The following is a 19,733-nucleotide window of genomic DNA, read 5'->3' as shown; positions in this document are numbered from 1 at the left end:
CACGCGACACCGACCCACTGGGCAAGGCAGGTCAGCATGAACGACGACACGCACACCGGGCCGCTCGCAGGTTTCACCGTCGGGGTCACCGCCGCCCGCCGGGCGGACGAACTGATCGCCCTGCTGCGCCGGCGCGGAGCCGCCGTGCTGCACGCGCCCGCGCTGCGGATCGTGCCGCTCGCCGACGACAGTGAACTGCTCGCCGCCACCAAGGAGCTGATCAGCTGCGCTCCGGACGCGGTGGTCGCCACCACCGCCATCGGGTTCCGCGGATGGATCGAGGCCGCCGACGGCTGGGGGATCGGTGAGGAGTTGCTGGCGCGGCTGCGCACCACCGAACTGCTGGCGCGCGGACCGAAGGTGAAGGGCGCCATCCGGGCCGCCGGACTCGTGGAGACCTGGTCGCCGGACTCGGAATCGCTCGCCGAGGTCCTGGAACGGCTGCTGTCGGCCGGGGTGGCCGGGCGGCGGATCGCGCTCCAGCTGCACGGGGAGCCGCTGCCCGGATTCGTGGAGGCGCTGCGGGCCGGCGGGGCCGAGGTGGTGGTGGTCCCCGTGTACCGGTGGATGGCACCGGAGGACCTCGCGCCGCTGGACCGGCTCCTGGACGCGGTGGTCGGCGGCGGGGTGGACGCGGTCAGCTTCACCTCGGCCCCGGCGGCGGCCTCGCTGCTGTCCCGGGCCGAGGAGCGGGGCGTACAGGAGGCAGTGCTGGCGGCTCTGCGGGGCGGGGTGGTGTCGGCGTGCGTGGGACCGGTGACCGCGGTGCCGTTGCAGGCGCACGGGGTGGAGACCGTGCAGCCGGAGCGCTTCCGGCTGGGCCCGCTGGTGCAGCTGCTCTGCCGGGAGCTGCCGGGCCGGGCACGGGTGCTGCCGGTGGCCGGGCACCGGCTGGAGATCCGCGGGCACGCGGTCCTGGTGGACGCGGAACTGCGGCCCGTGCCGCCGGCCGGGATGGCCCTGCTGCGGGCGCTGGCCCGGCGGCCGGGATGGGTCGTGGCCCGCGGTGAGCTGCTGCGGGCCCTTCCGGGGGCGGGGCGCGACGAGCACGCCGTGGAGACGGCGATGGCCCGGCTGAGGGCGGCGCTCGGGGAGCCGAAGATGATCCAGACCGTGGTCAAGCGGGGGTACCGGCTGTCGCTGGACGCGGGCGGGGAGGCCAAGTACGGGGACGCTCCCGCGGGGTGACCGGCGGGCGTGGCCCGGGTTAGCGTGCCCGAATGATCATTGACGGGGTGGAGATGAGGGGCCTCGGGCTCGGCGACGCCGCCGGGCTGGCCGAGGCGTTCGCGCGGAACCGTGCGTACATGACGCCCTTCGAGCCGGTCCGGCCGGAGGACTTCTACACCGAGAAGGGGCAGCGCGCCCGGATCGAGGGAATGCTCGCCGAGCGCGACGCGGGGCGGATGGTCCCGTACGTGCTGGCCGACGCGGCCACGGGTGCGCCGGTCGGCGCGATCAACCTGGGCTCGATCGCGCTCGGGCCGCTGTGCAGCGGAGGCGTCGGCTACTGGGTGGACCGGGCCTGGCACGGCAAGGGCGTGGCCACGGCGGCCCTGGAAGAGGTGTGCCGGGCCGCCCGCGACGACCTGGGCCTGCACCGGGTGGAGGCCGGGACCCTGCTCGACAACGTGGCCTCGCAGCGGGTGCTGGCGAAGGCGGGCTTCGAGCCGTACGGCGTCGCGCCGCGGTACCTCCACATCAACGGTGCCTGGCGGGACCACCGCCTCTTCCAGCGACTGCTGCACGACGACCCCCCGGGCCGCTAGCCGTCAGGTGGGTGCGGAGCCGTCGCCGGGGGCTCCGCCCCCGGACGGAGTCTGGGGAGTGTCCGGGGCGGAGCCCCAGGTCTTTGAGCCTCACCGGCGACGAGGGTCCGGGGGAGCCCGGGGAGCGGCGAAGGGCGGGGCGGGGAAGGCTCCGCGAGGCGGAGGCCGCACCCGCACGGGGGGTTCCGCTGCGCGGCGGCGAGGGGCACTCTGGTGGGGCGCCCCCAAGACGCGAGGCGGTGACGGGCATGCGGTTCGACGCCGGGCGGGTCTGCCTGGACCTGGTGGCCGAGGAGATCCGGGACGGCGACGAGCTGCGGCAGTGGCTCGCCGGGGCCGGGCTGGTGCCCGACCGGACGCCGCTCACCAGGGTCGGCCCCGACTGGGCCGCCGCCTTCCGGGACCTGCGCGCCGATGTGGAGAGCCTCGTACGCGCGGAGCTGGACGCCACCGGCCCCGACGAACAGGCACTCGCCCGGGTCAACGCGCTGGCCGCCGGACCACCCCCGGGCCTGTGTGCCGTAAGGGACCAGGAGGGCCACCTCGTACGGGAGCTGTGCGGCGGCGTGGAGTGCGGCGCGCTGCTCGCGGCCGTCGCCCGCGACGCCGTCGAGCTGCTGACCGACCCCGGAGACCTGGCACTGCTGCGGGCCTGTGAGGGCGACGGCTGCACCCGGGTCTACCTGGACACTTCCCGCGGGCACCGGCGCCGCTGGTGCTCCAGCGAGCTGTGCGGCAACCGGGAGCGCGTCGCCCGGCACCGCCGCCGGGCCCTGGCCGCGGGGCCGGTGTAGGCACCGCCCCGCCGGTTCCGGAACGGGCGTGCGGACAGGGTGCCGATTCGCGTACGGTTGACGGTCGCCCATGCACGTCAGAAGGGGGCCTTGGTGGCCGCGCAGAATGCCGCTGTCGACAGCACGGCGGATTCCGTCCGCGATCGGGAGATCGCGGTCGAGCAGACGCATCTCGACCAGGTGTACAGACGCCTCGAGGAGAAGATCCACGAGGCCGAGTTCCTGATGAACGACGCCGCCAAACGCGGGCAGGTGGGCACCCCCGGGGCCCTCGCCGAGCGAGACGCGCAGGTCTTCCGGGCAGGCATCCACCTGAACCGGCTCAACAACGAGTTCGAGGACTTCCTCTTCGGCCGCATCGACCTGGTGCTGGGCAAGGACGGGGAGAAGGGGCCGGACGGCGCCTACACGTCGGTCGAGCCGGCCGACGACGCGATCCGCGAAGACCTCACGGCCGACATCGCCGAGACGCTGCACATCGGCCGCATCGGAGTCCTGGACTCCGACTACGCGCCGCTGGTCATCGACTGGCGCGCGCCGGCCGCCGCGCCGTTCTACCGCTCCACGCCCAAGGAACCCGGCCGCGTCGTGCGCCGCCGCGTCATCCGCTCCAAGGGCCGCAAGGTGCTCGGCGTCGAGGACGACCTGATGCGCCCCGAGGTCACCGCCTTCCTCGACGGCCAGGAGCTCCCCGCCCTCGGCGACGGCGCCCTCATGGCCGCGCTCGGGCGGGCCCGTACGCACTCCATGCGGGACATCGTCTCCTCCATCCAGGCCGAGCAGGACCTGGTGATCCGGGCGCCCGCCGCCTCGGTCGCCGAGGTCGCGGGCGGGCCCGGCACCGGCAAGACCGCCGTCGCCCTCCACCGCGCCGCCTACCTGCTCTACCAGGACCGGCGCCGCTACTCCGGCGGCATCCTGATCGTCTCCCCGACCCCGCTGCTCGTCGCTTACACCGAGGGCGTGCTGCCCTCCCTCGGCGAGGAGGGCCAGGTCGCCATCCGCGCGCTCGGCTCGCTGGTCGACGGCGCCGAGGCGACCACGTACGACGACCCGGCCGTGGCCCGGATCAAGGGCTCCTCGCGGATGCTGAAGGTCCTGCGCAAGGCCGTACGGGGCGCACTCGAGCTCGGGAACGCCCCCGACCGGCTCCGGGTCGTGGCCTTCGGCCGCCGCCAGGAGCTGGAGGCCGACGAGCTGAACCGGATCCGGCAGAACGTGCTCAGCGGCACCGCCCCCGTCAACCTGCTGCGCCCGCGGGCCCGCAAGCTGCTGCTCGACGCGCTGTACGCGAAGTCCGGCGGCGCCGGCCGGCACAGCGACCCGGAGCTGGCCGCCGAGCTGCGCTCCGCCTTCGACGAGGACATCTCCACCGAGGACGCCTTCATCGAGTTCCTGAACGCCTGGTGGCCTGAGCTGACCCCGCGCAAGGTGCTCGCCGCGATGGCCGACGAGCGCAAGCTCGGCCGCTGGTCGCGCCGGGACCTGAACCCGCGCGAGACCCGACAGCTGGCCCGGTCGCTGCGCCGGGTCGGCCCCGACGGCAAGGGCGCCCTGTCCGTGCACGACGTGGCGTTGCTGGACGAGCTCCAGCAGCTGCTCGGCGCCCCCGCACGGCCGAAGCGGAGGCGGGAGTTCGACCCGCTGGACCAGCTCAGCGGGCTGGAGGAACTGATGCCGACCCGCGAGGAGACCCAGTGGGAGCGGGCCGAGCGGCTCGCGGCGGAACGCACCGAGTACGCGCACGTCATCGTCGATGAGGCCCAGGACCTGACGCCGATGCAGTGGCGGATGGTGGGCCGCCGGGGCCGGATGGGCACCTGGACGGTGGTCGGCGACCCGGCGCAGTCCTCCTGGACCGACCCGGACGAGGCGGCCGCGGCCCGCGACGAGGCCCTGGGGTCCCGGCCGCGCCGGCGGTTCACCCTGACCGTGAACTACCGCAACCCGGCCGAGGTCGCCGAGGTCGCCTCCCGGGTGCTGCGCCTGGCGATGCCCGGCATGGAACCGCCGTCCGCGGTGCGTTCCACGGGCCTGGAGCCCCGTTTCACGGCCGCGCCGGGCGATCTGGGCACGGCGGTCCGCGAGGAGACCCGCAGGCTGCTGGAGCAGGTCGACGGCACCGTTGGCGTGGTCGTCGCCATGGACCGGCGCGCGGAGGCGGTGGGCTGGCTCGCCGATCTCGGCGAGCGGGCGGTGGCACTGGGCAGCTTGGAGGCCAAGGGCCTGGAGTACGACGCCACAGTGGTCGTCTCCCCGGCGGAGATCGCGGACGAGTCGCCGGCGGGCCTGCGGGTGCTGTACGTGGCGCTGACGCGCGCCACGCAGCAGCTCACGGTGGTCTCGGGCGACCGGGACAAGCCCGACGCGGACGGGGTGCCGGAGCTGCTGCTTCCGTAGGGCGCCCGGGCCGTTCGGCCGTATGGTCCGCGGCCAGGAGCGTGGTGCACGGAACCGGCGGGCGGGAGGGGGACCGTATCCGGCGATCCTTTGTTAGCCTGGTGAAGGCACCGACTCGATCCAAGCCCCCGGGCCCAACCTTCGTCGCTTAGAGCGACCACTTGCCGCGAGGCGAGCATGGCGGGTCGGTGTCATAAACGTAGGTGACAACAGGTCCGCGCCCTCCACTCCGTGGGGGGCGCGGACCTGTTTTGTATGGACCCACCATTCCGACGGCCATGGTTATCTCGTATGGTGGAAGTGTTCTTCCGAAATTTGTAGCTGGTTACCTTGTACCGGCGGGTAGGTGGGACGATCGGACAACAGGTCCTGCCACACCAGCGGTGTGCCGGGCCCTGTGTGTACAGCGAAAACCAGGGACAGAAGAGGAACACGGCCATGGCAACGGCGCCCAGCGTCTCGTATTCGATGACGGTCCGTCTGGAAGTGCCCGCGAGCGGAACCGCGGTCTCCCAGCTCACCACCGCCGTGGAGTCCTCCGGCGGCTCGGTCACCGGCCTCGACGTGACCGCCTCCGGCCACGAGAAGCTCCGGATCGACGTCACCATCGCCGCGACCTCCACCGCGCACGCGGACGAGATCGTCGAGAAGCTGCGCGGGATCGAGGGCGTCAGCCTCGGCAAGGTCTCCGACCGAACCTTCCTCATGCACCTCGGCGGCAAGATCGAGATGGCGTCCAAGCACCCCATCCGCAACCGTGACGACCTGTCGATGATCTACACCCCGGGCGTGGCCCGCGTGTGCATGGCGATCGCCGAGAACCCCGAGGACGCCCGCCGCCTCACCATCAAGCGCAACTCCGTCGCAGTCGTGACGGACGGCTCCGCCGTGCTGGGCCTGGGCAACATCGGCCCGATGGCCGCCCTGCCCGTCATGGAGGGCAAGGCGGCCCTCTTCAAGCGGTTCGCCGGCATCGACGCGTGGCCGATCTGCCTCGACACCCAGGACTCCGACGAGATCGTGGCCATCGTCAAGGCGATCGCCCCGGGCTTCGCCGGCATCAACCTGGAGGACATCTCCGCGCCGCGCTGCTTCGAGATCGAGGCCCGGCTGCGCGAGGCCCTCGACATCCCCGTCTTCCACGACGACCAGCACGGCACCGCGATCGTCGTGCTCGCCGCGCTCACCAACGCACTTCGCGTCGTGGGCAAGGCAGTTGGGGACGTCAAGGTGGTCATGTCGGGCGCCGGCGCGGCCGGTACGGCGATCCTGAAGCTGCTCCTCGCGGCCGGCGTCAAGAACGCCGTCAGCGCCGACATCCACGGCGTGGTGCACGCGGACCGCCCCGACCTCGTCGACGCGGCCCCCGACTCCCCGCTGCGCTGGATCGCCGACAACACCAACCCCGAGGGTTACACGGGCACTCTGAAGGAGGCCGTGGTCGGCGCCGACGTCTTCATCGGCGTCTCGGCCCCGAACGTGCTGTCCGGTGAGGACGTCGCCGCCATGGCGGAGGGCGCGATCGTGTTCGCGCTCGCGAACCCGGACCCCGAGGTGGACCCGGCCGTCGCCCGCCAGACCGCCGCCGTGGTGGCCACGGGCCGCTCCGACTTCCCGAACCAGATCAACAACGTGCTCGTCTTCCCGGGCGTCTTCCGCGGCCTGCTGGACGCCCAGTCGCGGACGGTGAACACGGACATGATGCTGGCCGCCGCGGCCGCCCTGGCGGACGTCGTCGGCGAGGACGAGCTGAACGCGAACTACATCATCCCGTCGGTGTTCAACGACAAGGTCGCGGGTGCGGTCGCGGGCGCCGTCCGCAAGGCCGCCTCGGCGGTCTGACGGCGCCGGAGACCACCGCCGTGAGGGCGCCGCGACGCCGTTGTGCCCGCGCTGTGACCGCCCTCACGGACTCCTGATCCCGGCGCGTCGCGAGATGCGGGCCCGGCGGGCCGCCTCTAGGGTTGCGGGGATGCCCGCGAGGTCCGCGGTCCTCAGCAGAGTCTGAGCGAGGACGTGGACGGAGGGTCACCGCGGCGTGACTGTGGCGCTTTTCGTGTGACCCCGGCGGGTGCCGGATTGGCTTTCCCGCCGCTGGTGGGGGCAGGATGCGTAACCGGGCGAGAGGGTCTGACGTTCAGACCCGGGTCCGGGGACTGTCCGAGGGCCCTGGCAGCATCGGCTTCGATCTCACGCCTCTAAGGCAAGTTGAACACGGGAGTACAACATGAACCGCAGTGAGCTGGTGGCCGCTCTGTCCGAGCGCGCCGAGGTGACCCGCAAGGACGCCGACGCCGTTCTGGCCGCGCTCGCCGAGACCGTTGGCGAGATTGTCGCCAAGGGCGACGAGAAGGTCACCATCCCCGGCTTCCTGACCTTCGAGCGCACCCACCGTGCCGCTCGCACCGCGCGCAACCCGCAGACCGGCGACCCCATCCAGATCCCGGCCGGCTACAGCGTGAAGGTCTCCGCGGGCTCCAAGCTCAAGGAAGCCGCCAAGGGCAAGTAGTCCTGCCCCCGGCGCCGAAGGCCGCACAGGCCTTTGGAACGGTGAGCAGTGCGCGTGCCGGTCGCACAGACAGTCGCGCAGAAGCGTAGAACGCCGAAGGGCGGTCACCCCCGGGTGGGGCGGCCGCCCTTCGGCCTGCCCGGGCCGTTGCGGGCTGTTGCGGCCGTCGTGACCGCCGACGGGTCGTCATGGGCCATACGGGGCCGTACTGGACCGCGTTGGGCCGTACTGGGCCGCGTTGCCGGTACTGGACCGCAGTGGGCCGTACGGGGCCGTACGGGGCCGACATGGGCCGCTGGGGCGCCGTTGTGCGCCCCCCGGAGACCACGGGAAAGCCCCCCGGGGCCCTTGCGGGCCCCGGGGGGCTTTCTGACGGCCGGTCATGCTCAGACGAGGTCGCCGCCCGGCAGTTCGACCTTCGCGCCGAGCTCGACGAGCTTCTCCATGAAGTTCTCGTAGCCGCGGTTGATCAGGTCGATGCCGTGGACCCGCGAGGTGCCCTCGGCCGCCAGCGCCGCGATCAAGTACGAGAACCCGCCGCGCAGGTCGGGGATGACCAGGTCGGCGCCCTGCAGCTTCGTGGGGCCGGAGACGACCGCCGAGTGCAGGAAGTTGCGCTGGCCGAAGCGGCAGGCCGAGCCGCCCAGGCACTCGCGGTACAGCTGGATGTGAGCACCCATCTGGTTGAGCGCCGAGGTGAAGCCGAGCCGGGACTCGTAGACCGTCTCGTGCACGATCGAGAGACCGGAGGCCTGCGTGAGGGCCACGACGAGCGGCTGCTGCCAGTCGGTCTGGAAGCCGGGGTGCACGTCCGTCTCCAGCGCGATGGCCTTGAGCGGGCCGCCGGGGTGCCAGAAGCGGATGCCCTCGTCGTCGATCTCGAACGCCCCGCCGACCCGGCGGAAGGTGTTCAGGAAGGTCATCATCGAGCGCTGCTGGGCGCCGCGCACGTAGATGTTGCCGCCGGTCGCCAGGGCCGCGGAAGCCCACGAGGCGGCCTCCAGACGGTCCGGGAGCGCCTTGTGGTTGTAGCCGCCGAGGCGGTCGACACCCGTGATGCGGATCGTCCGGTCGGTGTCGACGGAGATGATCGCGCCCATCTTCTGCAGGACGCAGATGAGGTCCTCGATCTCCGGCTCCACCGCGGCGTTGCTGAGCTCGGTGACGCCTTCGGCCAGGACGGCCGTCAGCAGCACCTGCTCGGTCGAGCCGACCGACGGGTACGGGAGGCGGATCTTGCAGCCGCGGAGGCGCTGCGGGGCCTCCAGGTACTGGCCGCCCTCGCGCTTCTCGATGGTCGCGCCGAACTGGCGGAGCACGTCGAAGTGGAAGTCGATCGGCCGGCCGCCGATGTCGCAGCCGCCCAGGCCCGGGATGAAGGCGTGGCCGAGGCGGTGCAGCAGCGGGCCGCAGAACAGGATCGGGATGCGCGACGAGCCCGCGTGGGCGTCGATGTCGGCGACGTTCGCGCTCTCGACGTGGGTCGGGTCGAGCACCAGCTCGCCCGGCTCCTCGCCGGGACGGACCGTCACCCCGTGCAGCTGGAGCAGCCCGCGCACGACGCGCACGTCACGGATGTCGGGAACGTTGCGCAGCCGGCTGGGTTCGCTGCCGAGCAGCGCGGCGACCATGGCCTTGGGCACGAGGTTCTTCGCACCGCGGACTCGGATCTCGCCCTCAAGCGGGGTGCCGCCGTGGACAAGCAGTACATCGTCACTGATGCCGGTCATGAATCTCGCGTTCCGGAGTGGGGTGGGCAGGGGGCCAGAGAAAAGAGTAAGGGCCACCACCCCTTTGTTCGTATGGCTGACGCGGCCGTAGGACTGTCATGAATTCGGCACAACACCCTCCGTATCCACCTCATGGCGGAGTGTCGCATTCCGTTCACTTGGCCCGCGCGCCCTCCCTCCTGCTGCCGTGCGCCCTGAGCTGCGCGAGACCGAATCCCGTCGCCCGCTCCCCGCGGGAGGCGAATGTGGGGGATCATGGCGGCATGACCGAGGTGTCCTCCCTCACAGGGCGGCTGCTCGTGGCCACCCCCGCCCTCGCGGACCCGAACTTCGACCGCGCGGTGGTGCTGCTGCTCGACCACGACGAGCAGGGCTCGCTCGGCGTTGTCCTCAACCGGCCGACCCCGGTGGGCGTCGGCGACGTCCTGCTGCCCTGGGCGGCCCTGGCGGGCGACCCGGGCGTGGTCTTCCAGGGCGGCCCCGTCGCACTGGACTCGGCCCTGGGGGTGGCGGTCATCCCGGGTGAGGAGGGCCCCCTCGGCTGGCGCCGGGTGCACGGGGCGATCGGCCTGGTCGACCTGGAGGCGCCGCCGGAGCTGCTGGCCGCGGCGCTGGGCAGCCTGCGGATCTTCGCCGGCTACTCGGGCTGGGGTCCCGGCCAACTGGAGGACGAGCTGGGCGACGGCGCCTGGTACGTGGTGGAGTCGGAGCCCGGCGACGTGTCCTTCCCGGACCCCGAGCGGCTCTGGCGGGCGGTGCTGCGCCGCCAGCGCAGCGACCTCGCGATGGTCGCCACCTATCCGGACGACCCGTCGCTGAACTGACGCGCACGGGGATCGGTACCCTGGTGGCATGAGCACTCTTGAGCCCGAGCGCGGGACTGGCACGGGGACCCTCGTAGAGCCGACGCCGCAGGTGTCGCACGGTGACGGCGACCACGAGCGCTTCGCCCACTACGTCCAGAAGGACAAGATCATGGCGAGCGCCCTCGACGGGACCCCCGTCGTCGCGCTCTGCGGCAAGGTCTGGGTACCGGGCCGGGACCCGAAGAAGTACCCGGTCTGCCCCATGTGCAAGGAGATCTACGAGTCCATGGGCCCCGGCGGGGACAAGGACAAGGGCGGCAAGGACAAGTAGTCCGGCTCCACCCGCGCAGGACCGAAGGCCCCCTGGGTACGCATCGGCGTACCCAGGGGGCCTTCGGCGTACTAGGGTCGGCGTGACGAGCACCCTGCGGAACGGGCGTTGCGCAGGGCGCAACAGGCTGCTGCGAAGGGCTGACGCATGGACCTGATTCCCGCACCCCGGCTCGCCGTCTTCCACCAGGACGGGCTCCGCTTCGAGTTCGGACCCGAGCCGACGCTCGCCGCCGGGCCGGGCGGCGAGGGCGTCGCACGCTGGCTGCGCCGCGAGCTCGGCGCGGCCACCGGCTGGAGCCTGCCGGCCGCCCGGCCCGGCGCGGCCGCGGACATCCGCCTGCGCGTCGACGCGGAGCGGGGGCGGGGAAACGGGACGGGGACGGACGCGGGGGCGGGCGGGGGCACGGGGGCGGGCGCGGGGCCCGAGTCGTACGGGATCACCGTCGGCGCCGCGGGGGTCGAGCTGGCCGGCGCGAGCGGGGCCGGGCTGTTCTGGGCCGCCCAGACACTGCGTCAGCTGCTCGGGCCCGACGCCTGCCGCAAGGCCCCGCTGCCCGGGCGCGCGTGGTCCCTGCCGTACGCCGCGATCGAGGACGGTCCCCGGTTCGGGTGGCGCGGGATGATGCTCGACGTGGCCCGGCACTTCACGCCCAAGGACGGGGTGCTGCGGTACATCGACCTGCTCGCCGCACACAAGCTGAACGTGCTGCACCTGCACCTGACCGACGACCAGGGCTGGCGGGTCGAGATCAAGCGCTATCCGCGGCTGACCGGCGTCGGCGCGTGGCGGGCCCGCAGCCGGTGGGGCCACCGGGCCTCCCCGCTGTGGAACGAGACCCCCCACGGCGGCTACTACACCCAGGACAACATCCGCGAGATCGTCGCGTACGCCGCCGAGCGGCACGTCCGGCTGGTCCCGGAGATCGACGTACCGGGGCACTCGCAGGCCGCGATCGCCGCGTACCCCGAGCTGGGGAACACGGACGTGGTCGACACCGGGGCGCTGGAGGTGTGGGACGACTGGGGGATCAGCGAGAACGTGCTCGCGCCGACCGAGGCCGTGCTGCGGTTCTACGAGGGGGTCTTCGAGGAGCTGCTGGAGCTGTTCCCCGCCGAGGTCTCGCCCTTCGTCCACGTGGGCGGCGACGAATGCCCCAAGGCGCAGTGGAAGGCCTCCGCGGCGGCGCAGGAGCGGATCCGCGAGCTGGGCGTGGACGGGGAGGACGGGCTGCAGTCCTGGTTCATCCGGCATTTCGACGCCTGGCTCGCCGAGCGCGGGCGGCGGCTGATCGGGTGGGACGAGATCCTGGAGGGCGGGCTCGCACCCGGGGCGGCCGTCTCCTCGTGGCGGGGGTACGGGGGCGGCATCGCCGCCGCCGAGGCCGCGCACGACGTCGTGATGTGCCCGGAGCAGCACGTCTACCTGGACTACCGGCAGGCGGGCGGCGCCGAGGAGCCGATGCCCATCGCGTACGTGCGCACGCTGGAGGACGTGTACCGGTTCGAGCCGGTTCCGCCGAAGTTGTCGGAGGCGGCGGCCGCCCACGTGCTCGGCGCGCAGGCCAACGTATGGACCGAGGTGATGGAGGACCAGGGCCGCGTCGACTACCAGGTGTTCCCGCGGCTGGCGGCCTTCGCGGAGGTGGTGTGGTCGCCGCTGGCGGAGCCGCAGGAGCGGGACTTCGCCCGGTTCGAGGACCGGATGGCGGCGGCCCACTACGCGCGGCTGGACGCGCTGGGGGTCGGTTACCGGCCGCCGGCCGGCCCGCTGCCGTGGCAGCGGCGTCCGGGGGTGCTCGGGCGGCCGAAGGAGGGAGCACCCCCGAACGTGTGACAACGGGATCGGGAACTCTGGCTGGATTTCTGCCGATACGGGGAAAACCGGGCAGTTGGGGGCGGTGGCCCGGACCCTGCCCGGGGGAGGGAATCCGACAGCGGGGCGGCCCTGGGGCAAGCGGCCGACCCTCGCGCCGGGCGGCCGGGAAGATGTGCCAGAGTTGCCACGTCCCGGCGGTGAGCACGTACCGTACGGCGGACAGGCGTGAGCGCCGTGACCGGGACATCGGGAAGGGGCAGCTGGGTTGACCACGCACGCACCGCATTCAGTTCAGGGGCCGCCGGCGGCGCAGTCCGTGACGTTGCCGGTCTCGCTCGACGAGGCCGTGGCGGCGCTCACCGCCATGCCCGCCGCCGTGCCCGTGGCGGGCGGCACCGACCTCATGGCCGCGGTCAACTCCGGACTGCTGCGGCCCGCCGCGCTGGTGGGCCTGGGGCGCATCAACGAGATCCGGGGCTGGCAGTACCAGGACGGTCACGCGCTGCTCGGCGCCGGTCTGACCCACGCGCGGATGGGGCGGCCGGATTTCGCCGCTCTGATCCCCGCGCTGGCGGCCGCCGCGCGCGCCGCCGGACCCCCGCAGATCCGCAATGCGGGCACCCTCGGCGGGAACATCGCCACCGCCGCGCCCACCGGTGACGCCCTGCCCGTGCTGGCCGCGCTGGAGGCCGTACTCGTCATCGTCGGTCCGGGCGGATCGCGCGAGATCCCCGTGTCCCACCTGCTGGCCGGCCGCGAGATGCTGAGCCCGGGCGAGCTGATCGGCTTCGTCCGCGTGCCGCTGCTGCACGCGCCCCAGGTGTTCCTCAAGGCCACCGGGCGAACCGGCCCGGGGCGCGCGGTGGCGTCCGTGGGGCTCGTACTGGACCCCGCGCGCCGGGGCGTGCGCTGCGCGATCGGCGCGGTGGCCCCGATGCCGCTTCGGCCGCTGGAGGCCGAACAGTGGGTGGCCTCGTTGATCGACTGGGACGGGGAGCGGAGCCTGGCTCCCGAAGCCCTGGAGGCCTTCGGCGAGTACGTCGCGGCCGCGTGCGTGCCCGACCAGGGCGAACCGGTGGCCGCCGGTGTACTGCATCTGCGGCGGACGGTGGCCGTGCTGGCACGCAGGGCCCTCGGGAGGGCACTGACCTCATGAGCGAGAACGAGAACGAGAACGTGACCCAGGGGAACGGTACGGCGGGCTGGGGCTGGGAACCTGTCCCGCAGGGCGGCGAGTACGACTCCGACGCGACGGCGTTCGTCAAGCTGCCGCAGGACATGCTGGACGCACTCGGCACCGGCGAGCCGCTGGCCGCGCCCGGGCACGGGTACGTGCCGCCGCCGATGATCGTGCCGCTCGGCTCGGCCAGTACCGATCCGGCGGCCACGGGTACGTGGACGATTCCCGTGCAGTGGCCGGAGGCGGGGTCCCAGGTCCCGGCGGACTCGGCTTCCGCGCCCGCCCAGGCTCCCGCCCCGGCGCCGGTCGGCGGGCCGATCCCGGCCTCGATCCCGATCCCGGCATCGGTGGCCGCGGCGTTCGCCGAGGCGGAGCCGGAGCCCGATCCGGGGGCGACGGCCGAGTGGCGGTTCACGGACGAGGCTTCGGCGACCGGGCAGTGGGCCGTGCCGGAACCCGCCGAACAGCCCGCCGACTTCCGGCAGAGCTCGCTGGACGCCGACTGGAGCCAGGCCCCGGCGACGCTGCCGGGCGGGGCCCCGGCACCCTGGGCGAACCACCCCGATTTCGCGGCGCAGCAGCAGGCTCAGGGGACCCTGCCGGGTACGGACGAGGCGGTCGCGGCATCGGCGGCCGCTGCCACGGCGGCGGCCGCCGGGCGGCTGCTCGGCGGCCCCGGGGTCGGCACCCCGCCGCGCGGGCCGCGCGTGCTGGGCGGCCCCGGTGTGGGCACCCCGCTCCCGGAGGCGGGCGAGCCGGTGCACCCGGCCCCGCACGACATCGAGGCCGCGCACGGCGCGGCGGCGATGCCGGTCGAGGGGGAGCGGCCGCACCCGGTGGCCGAGGCGGCGGAGCGGCCGGCGGCGGCCGGCGGCCTGGATCTCTTCGGGGGAGTGAGGGTCGAGGCGGCGGCGGAATCCGCGCCTTCCGAGCCCGCGCCGTCCGAGCCTGCTGTGTCCGCTGTGTCTGCTGTGCCCGCGGAAGCTGAGAGTGACGGGCGCGGCTTCGAGGCGTTCGGGCATGCGCCGGAGGCGGCTCGCGAGCCTGGGCCCGAGGCGGAGCCCGAGGTGGAGGCCGAGCCCGAGGCGGAGCCCGCAGTGGCGGGATCGGCCGACGCGGAGTCGGCAGACGCGGACGGGCACGGCTTCGCCGGAGCCGCCCCTGCCCCGGCCGGGATCCCGACCGGGCCCACGCCGACCGGCGACACCGCCGACATCGCTGTGGCACCGCCGGCCGAGGACACCGCCGAAGGTTTCCCGACCGAGGTGCCGGCGTACGGAGAACAAACGGCGGCAGCCGGGGCCGTCGCCCATCACGAGCACCCGCAGGCTTCCTACGTCCTGCGCGTCAACGGCGCCGACCGGCCCGTCACCGGCGCCTGGATCGGCGAATCGCTGCTCTACGTGCTACGCGAGCGCCTCGGTCTCGCCGGCGCCAAGGACGGCTGCTCGCAGGGCGAATGCGGCGCCTGCGCGGTGCAGGTCGACGGCCGGCTCGTCGCCTCCTGCCTGGTGCCGGCCGCGACGGCCGCCGGGAGCGAGGTCCGTACCGTCGAGGGTCTCGCGACGAACGGGGAACTCTCCGACGTGCAGCAGGCGTTGTGCAGGTCGGGTGCGGTGCAGTGCGGATTCTGCGTGCCCGGCATGGCCATGACCATCCACGACCTGCTGGAGGGCAATCACGCCCCCAGCGAGCTGGAGACCCGTCAGGCGCTGTGCGGCAACCTGTGCCGCTGCTCCGGCTACGCGGGGGTCATCGACGCCGTGCGCGAGGTCGTGGCCGAGCGCGAGGCGACGGCTGCGGGGACGGCGGCGTCGGCTTCGGCGTCGGCGTCGGCGGCCGAGTTCGCCGGTCAGGCTCCGGCTCAGGGTCCTACTGAGCCGCGCATTCCGCATCAGGCACCGCCCGGCGAGGGCGGCATCCACCACGGAGGCACGGCGTGAGCGCGCAGGACGCGGCGACGGCCACGACGACGACCATGAACGCCACGGTGACGGCCTCCGCCGCCCCCGAGGTCCCGGACCAGCAGGTACCACGCGGAATCGGAGCCTCCGTCCCGGCCGCCGACACCCGGGCCAAGACCGAGGGCACCTTCCCCTACGCCGCCGACCTGTGGGCCGAGGGCCTCCTGTGGGCCGCCGTGCTGCGCTCCCCGCACGCCCACGCCCGGATCCTCTCCATCGACACCTCGGCCGCCGCCGAGATGCCCGGCGTTCGCGCCGTCGTCACCCACGCCGACGTCCCCGGCGCCACCACCCACGGCCGCCGCATCGCCGACCGGCCGGTCTTCGCGCACGACGTCGTACGCCACCACGGCGAGCCCATCGCCGCCGTCGCCGCCGACCACCCGGACACGGCGCGGCTCGCCGCGGCCGCCATCGCCGTCGAGTACGAGCTCCTGGACCCGGTCACCGACCCCGAGCAGTCCTTCGGCGCTCCCGCCCTGCACCCCGACGGCAACCTGATCCGGCACATCCCGCTGCGCTACGGCGACCCGGAGGCGACCGGCGAGGTCGTCGTCGAGGGCCTGTACAGGATCGGCCGCCAGGACCCCGCACCCATCGGCGCCGAGGCCGGACTGGCCGTGCCGCGCCCCGACGGCGGCGTGGAGCTGTACACCGCCTCCACCGACCCGCACACCGACCGCGACCTGGCGGCGGCCTGCTTCGGCCTCGAACCGGACCGCGTGCGTGTCGTGGTCACCGGAGTCCCGGGCGCGACGGCGGACCGCGAGGACGCGGCCTTCCAGCTCCCGCTCGGTCTCCTCGCCCTGCGCACGGGCTGCCCGGTCAAGCTGGCCGCCACCCGCGAGGAGTCCTTCCTCGGCCACACCCACCGCCACCCGACCCTGCTGCGCTACCGCCACCACGCGGACGCGGAGGGCCGGCTGGTCAAGGTCGAGGCCCAGATCCTGATGGACGCGGGCGCGTACGCGGACTCGTCCTCGGAGTCGCTCGCCGCGGCCGTGGCGTTCGCCTGCGGCCCGTACGTCGTCCCGCACGCCTTCGTCGAGGGCTGGGCGGTCCGTACGAACAACCCGCCGTCGGGCCACGTACGGGGCGAGGGCGCCATGCAGGTGTGCGCGGCGTACGAGGGCCAGATGGACAAACTGGCCGCCGCCCTCGGCATCGACGGCGCGGAACTCCGCATGCGCAACGTCCTCGCGACGGGTGACCTGCTCCCGACGGGCCAGACGGTGACGTGCCCCGCCCCGGTGGCGGAACTCCTGCGCGCGGTACGCGATTACGAGCTCCCCCCGCTCCCGAAGGACACACCGGAGGAGGAGTGGCTGCTGCCGGGCGGCCCGGAGGGCGCCGGCGAGCCGGGCGCGGTGCGGCGCGGGGTCGGCTACGGCGTCGGCATGGTGCACATGCTGGGTGCGGAGGGCACGGACGAGGTCGCGACGGCCACCGTGAAGGTGGTCAACGGCGTGGCGACGGTCATCTGCGCGGCGGTCGACACCGGCCAGGGCTTCGCCACGCTGGCCCGTCAGATCGTCCAGGAGGTCCTGGGCGTCGACGAGGTGACGACCGCTCCGGTCGACACCGACCAGCCGCCGGCGGGCCCGTCGGCTCACGGCCGCCACACGTGGGTGTCGGGCGGCGCGGTGGAGCGCGCGGCGAAGATGGTCCGCACCCAACTCCTCCAGCCGATGGCGCACAAGCTCGGCATGTCCACCGAACTGCTGCAGATCGCGGATGGCCGGATCACGTCGTACGACGGCGCGTTCTCCACCACGGTGACGGAGGCGATGGAGGGCAAGGAACTCTGGGCGACGGCCCAGTGCCGCCCCCACCCGACGGAACCCCTGGACGCGGACGGCCAGGGCGACGCCTTCGTGGGCCTCGCGTTCTGCGCGATCCGCGCGGTGGTGGACGTGGACATCGAGCTGGGCTCGGTGCGCGTGGTCGAACTGGCCGTGGCCCAGGACGTGGGCCGCGTCCTCAACCCCCGCCAGCTGGCGGCCCGTATCGAAGCGGGCGTCACGCAGGGCGTGGGCGCGGCCCTGACGGAGAACCTCCGCACGGTCTCCGGCCTGGTCCGCCACCCCGACCTGACGGGCTACGCCCTGCCGACTTCGCTGGACGCCCCGGCGGTGCGCATCGTCAAACTGGTCGAGGAGCGCGACGTGGTGGCCCCCTTCGGCGCGAAGGCGGCGAGCGCGATCCCTGTGGTGACGGCACCCGCGGCAGTAGCGTCGGCGGTACGGTCGGCCACGGGCCGCCCGGTGAACAGGCTCCCGATCCGGCCATCGGCGGCGGTCGTGACGTCCAACTAGTGACCGTGTGACCCGCATTGCACGTGCAACCCCGGACTTGGGGCTGTCGGTGCCGGTCGCTAGAGTGATCGACGAGAGTGTGCACGCGCGCGTGAGAACGGGTGCGAACGGGGACGGGGAGCGGCGGTAACTCACGCCGCAACCACGGGGAGACGGGGAGTCGGGGAGGCCATCGTGGCAGCGGAGAACGGTTCAAGCCTGTTCGGAGCAGGCCCTACGACGGGTTTGGCGGACGCGATCAGGGCGCAGGCCGACGCGCAGGCGAAGGCTGCGGCGCTTGCGATCGAGCATGATTCCCTGAAGGAATACAAGGGCATGGTGGATGTCCTGCTCGAAGAGCTGAGCGGCTCCGACGCGGACCACAAGAAGCTCGCCCACGGCACCCTGCGCGAAGGCTCGTTGGGCAAGGGTTTCCCGGAGGCCGACGCCCTCTACAAGTCGTACACGACGGTCATCACGGAGCTGGAGAAGCTCTCGAAGGGCTTGGCGGGGCAGATCGAGGCCCTGGGCATCGCCGTTCTGTCGGCGGGCAAGGGCATCGCGGAGGTCGACGAGGAGACGAAGCGCCGCATGGCTGCTATCGCCAAGGAGGCGAAGGAACACTACGTTCCGGACCGCGATCCCTACCTGGAGGAGCGCAAGAACGCCCACGGAACGGGCGGTACGGTCTGATGGCAACGGATTTCGAGGGATACACACACCAGCAGCTGAAGGCGATGATCGCCTCGCTGGACCCTGAGACGGCGAAGACCAGGGCCGCGCAGCTCAAGAAGGCCTCCGACGACATCGCGAAGATCGCGGAGAAGCTCAAAAACCACCGTGTAAAGGGCTGGGAGGGCGAAGCAGCCGTCGCCTTCCAGGAGTGGGTTGGCCGGGCAGGGAACGCGACGCTGCGACTGAGCGAGTACAGCGCCGAGGGCTCCAAGTGGATGACCGACGCCGTCCAGAAGATGGTCGAGGCGTCGAAGATGCCCGCCTACGACACGGGCGCCGCCGCAAACCTGGAGGCGGCTCGCAAGTACCACAACGACCCGGACTCGCAGCAGATGGGCCAGCAGGCGCACTCGAAGCTGAATGCGGATCACACCGAGGCCGTGAAGCTGATGAAGGCCCTGGCCGAGTCGTACGAGCAGTCCTCGACGCAGATGAACAAGGCTCAGATCCCGACGTTTCCGCCGCCGCCGCAGCGGTTCGTGCCGTCGGACTACTACGGCGGAGTGGACATGGCCCGCCCGGGCGGCAGTTCCGGTCAGGGGAACTACTCGGGAAGCTCGTCGCACGCACCGTCGGCACCCGTCGGCAGTGGCTCTGCGAACGAACCGGGTTGGGTTTCCGGACACCCGCCGCAGCTGGACAACACCGTCCCGACGGTGTCGGTGCCGCCCTTGCCGGTGACTCCGGACGGCGACGTGGACGTGGACCTGGACACGGTCACCACGCTTCCGAACCCGACCCTGCCCCCGACGACTACGCCTGGCGGCCCGCTGCCCACAGGCCCCAGCGGCCCCAATCCCGTCAACCTTGTCCCGCCTGTACCTCTGCCGCCGATCGGCGGGATGAAGACGATCCCCGGCATCGGCCCCCTCGGGTTGCCTCCCGGCGGCCCGGTCCCGGGCACGAGCGGTCCCCTCGGCAAGCTCGGTATGCCAGGCATGCCGTCCCCGCGTGACACCGGCATCATGGGCGGCCGGCCGGTGACGTCCACCGGCCCCAGCGCGGGCATCCCGCGCGGCACGGTCATCGGTACCGAAGGCGCGCAGGCCGGCCGCGGCATGATGGGCGGCGGCATGGGCCACGGTGCCGGTGGCTCCCATGGCTCCCATGGCGCCCAGGGTGGTTCCCCGGTGGGCCGTCGGCTGGCCTCGGAGCCGGGAGGTATCGTCGGCGGTCGTCAGCCTGCGACGGGCGGCCGCTCGACGCCGTTCACCCAGGGTGGCTCGGGCCTCGTGCGGAACAACGCCGGTGGCGTCGGCGCGGGTGCGCGTACTCCTGGCAGTCGACGCGATGACCAAGCGGGCGAGCGTCCCGATTACCTGGCCGAGGACGAAGAGACCTGGCAGGGCAACCGTCGTGTTGTTCCGCCGGTGATCGACTGAGCAGAACGGACATTGCACGGG

General features: G+C 73.0%; 15 protein-coding genes. 14 read left to right on the top strand and 1 reads right to left on the bottom strand.

Annotation, left to right across the window (positions count from 1 at the left end; genetic code table 11):
- Positions 1 to 36: 36 nt before the first annotated feature.
- The 6 genes from AB0D48_RS08515 (at position 37) to AB0D48_RS08490 (ending at position 7,472) form a co-directional block, all read left to right on the top strand.
- The gene (locus AB0D48_RS08515; protein ID WP_362392177.1) at positions 37 to 1,188 is read left to right on the top strand and encodes a uroporphyrinogen-III synthase; all 1,152 of its coding nucleotides are present in this window, start codon (positions 37 to 39) and stop codon (positions 1,186 to 1,188) included.
- A 32-nt stretch (positions 1,189 to 1,220) separates the two neighbouring features.
- Positions 1,221 to 1,769, top strand: a complete 549-nt coding sequence (locus AB0D48_RS08510) for a GNAT family protein (RefSeq protein WP_362392175.1) — start codon at positions 1,221 to 1,223, stop codon at positions 1,767 to 1,769.
- Positions 1,770 to 2,017: 248 nt separating this feature from the next.
- Positions 2,018 to 2,563, top strand: a complete 546-nt coding sequence (locus tag AB0D48_RS08505; RefSeq protein WP_362392173.1) for an ABATE domain-containing protein — start codon at positions 2,018 to 2,020, stop codon at positions 2,561 to 2,563.
- A 93-nt stretch (positions 2,564 to 2,656) separates the two neighbouring features.
- Positions 2,657 to 4,963, top strand: coding sequence for a UvrD-helicase domain-containing protein (locus AB0D48_RS08500; RefSeq protein ID WP_362392171.1), 2,307 nt, complete (start codon positions 2,657 to 2,659; stop codon positions 4,961 to 4,963).
- A 438-nt stretch (positions 4,964 to 5,401) separates the two neighbouring features.
- On the top strand, positions 5,402 to 6,805 hold the full coding sequence (locus AB0D48_RS08495) for an NAD-dependent malic enzyme (protein ID WP_362392169.1): 1,404 nt from the start codon (positions 5,402 to 5,404) through the stop codon (positions 6,803 to 6,805).
- A gap of 385 nt (positions 6,806 to 7,190) precedes the next feature.
- Positions 7,191 to 7,472: an HU family DNA-binding protein gene (locus AB0D48_RS08490; protein WP_007264399.1), complete on the top strand. Its 282-nt coding sequence runs from the start codon at positions 7,191 to 7,193 to the stop codon at positions 7,470 to 7,472.
- A gap of 386 nt (positions 7,473 to 7,858) precedes the next feature.
- Here the strand turns inward: AB0D48_RS08490 and murA are convergent, their stop codons facing one another.
- Positions 7,859 to 9,202 (bottom strand): UDP-N-acetylglucosamine 1-carboxyvinyltransferase, encoded by a 1,344-nt coding sequence (gene murA, locus AB0D48_RS08485; RefSeq protein ID WP_362392167.1) that lies wholly within the window; start codon positions 9,200 to 9,202, stop codon positions 7,859 to 7,861.
- A gap of 263 nt (positions 9,203 to 9,465) precedes the next feature.
- Here murA and AB0D48_RS08480 point away from each other — a divergent pair, with 263 nt between their 5' ends.
- The 8 genes from AB0D48_RS08480 (at position 9,466) to AB0D48_RS08445 (ending at position 19,712) form a co-directional block, all read left to right on the top strand.
- Entirely contained in the window at positions 9,466 to 10,026 is a 561-nt protein-coding gene (locus AB0D48_RS08480) for a YqgE/AlgH family protein (protein ID WP_362392165.1), read from the top strand.
- A gap of 28 nt (positions 10,027 to 10,054) precedes the next feature.
- Complete coding sequence (locus AB0D48_RS08475; RefSeq protein WP_030010729.1) at positions 10,055 to 10,339, top strand: DUF3039 domain-containing protein; 285 nt, start codon at positions 10,055 to 10,057, stop codon at positions 10,337 to 10,339.
- A gap of 147 nt (positions 10,340 to 10,486) precedes the next feature.
- Entirely contained in the window at positions 10,487 to 12,175 is a 1,689-nt protein-coding gene (locus AB0D48_RS08470) for a beta-N-acetylhexosaminidase (protein WP_362392163.1), read from the top strand.
- A 247-nt stretch (positions 12,176 to 12,422) separates the two neighbouring features.
- On the top strand, positions 12,423 to 13,313 hold the full coding sequence (locus tag AB0D48_RS08465) for an FAD binding domain-containing protein (protein ID WP_362392161.1): 891 nt from the start codon (positions 12,423 to 12,425) through the stop codon (positions 13,311 to 13,313).
- Positions 13,310 to 15,280: a 2Fe-2S iron-sulfur cluster-binding protein gene (locus AB0D48_RS08460; RefSeq protein WP_362392159.1), complete on the top strand. Its 1,971-nt coding sequence runs from the start codon at positions 13,310 to 13,312 to the stop codon at positions 15,278 to 15,280. Before AB0D48_RS08465 ends, AB0D48_RS08460 begins: the two co-directional genes overlap by 4 nt.
- Positions 15,281 to 15,315: 35 nt before the next feature.
- The gene (locus AB0D48_RS08455; protein WP_362392328.1) at positions 15,316 to 17,616 is read left to right on the top strand and encodes a xanthine dehydrogenase family protein molybdopterin-binding subunit; all 2,301 of its coding nucleotides are present in this window, start codon (positions 15,316 to 15,318) and stop codon (positions 17,614 to 17,616) included.
- A 174-nt stretch (positions 17,617 to 17,790) separates the two neighbouring features.
- Positions 17,791 to 18,288 (top strand): hypothetical protein, encoded by a 498-nt coding sequence (locus tag AB0D48_RS08450; RefSeq protein WP_362392157.1) that lies wholly within the window; start codon positions 17,791 to 17,793, stop codon positions 18,286 to 18,288.
- On the top strand, positions 18,288 to 19,712 hold the full coding sequence (locus tag AB0D48_RS08445) for a hypothetical protein (protein ID WP_362392155.1): 1,425 nt from the start codon (positions 18,288 to 18,290) through the stop codon (positions 19,710 to 19,712). Before AB0D48_RS08450 ends, AB0D48_RS08445 begins: the two co-directional genes overlap by 1 nt.
- The last annotated feature ends 21 nt before the right edge of the window (positions 19,713 to 19,733 follow it).

Origin of the sequence: Streptomyces sp. NPDC048269 (genome assembly GCF_040652395.1) — a bacterium.
GTDB lineage: Bacteria > Actinomycetota > Actinomycetes > Streptomycetales > Streptomycetaceae > Streptomyces.
The sequence above is the reverse complement of the archived record's forward strand: the minus strand, read 5'-3'. Positions and strand labels throughout refer to the sequence as shown.

What these genes read in the sequence shown, in the direction of transcription:
- AB0D48_RS08495 (WP_362392169.1), top strand. Translation starts at nt 5,402, where the DNA reads ATGGCAACGGCGCCCAGCGTCTCGTATTCGATGACGGTCCGTCTGGAA.
- AB0D48_RS08470 (WP_362392163.1), top strand. Translation starts at nt 10,487, where the DNA reads ATGGACCTGATTCCCGCACCCCGGCTCGCCGTCTTCCACCAGGACGGG.
- AB0D48_RS08490 (WP_007264399.1), top strand. Translation starts at nt 7,191, where the DNA reads ATGAACCGCAGTGAGCTGGTGGCCGCTCTGTCCGAGCGCGCCGAGGTG.
- AB0D48_RS08515 (WP_362392177.1), top strand. Translation starts at nt 37, where the DNA reads ATGAACGACGACACGCACACCGGGCCGCTCGCAGGTTTCACCGTCGGG.
- AB0D48_RS08460 (WP_362392159.1), top strand. Translation starts at nt 13,310, where the DNA reads ATGAGCGAGAACGAGAACGAGAACGTGACCCAGGGGAACGGTACGGCG.
- AB0D48_RS08445 (WP_362392155.1), top strand. Translation starts at nt 18,288, where the DNA reads ATGGCAACGGATTTCGAGGGATACACACACCAGCAGCTGAAGGCGATG.
- AB0D48_RS08505 (WP_362392173.1), top strand. Translation starts at nt 2,018, where the DNA reads ATGCGGTTCGACGCCGGGCGGGTCTGCCTGGACCTGGTGGCCGAGGAG.
- AB0D48_RS08480 (WP_362392165.1), top strand. Translation starts at nt 9,466, where the DNA reads ATGACCGAGGTGTCCTCCCTCACAGGGCGGCTGCTCGTGGCCACCCCC.
- AB0D48_RS08475 (WP_030010729.1), top strand. Translation starts at nt 10,055, where the DNA reads ATGAGCACTCTTGAGCCCGAGCGCGGGACTGGCACGGGGACCCTCGTA.
- AB0D48_RS08455 (WP_362392328.1), top strand. Translation starts at nt 15,316, where the DNA reads ATGAACGCCACGGTGACGGCCTCCGCCGCCCCCGAGGTCCCGGACCAG.
- AB0D48_RS08510 (WP_362392175.1), top strand. Translation starts at nt 1,221, where the DNA reads ATGATCATTGACGGGGTGGAGATGAGGGGCCTCGGGCTCGGCGACGCC.
- murA (WP_362392167.1), bottom strand. Translation starts at nt 9,202, where the DNA reads ATGACCGGCATCAGTGACGATGTACTGCTTGTCCACGGCGGCACCCCG.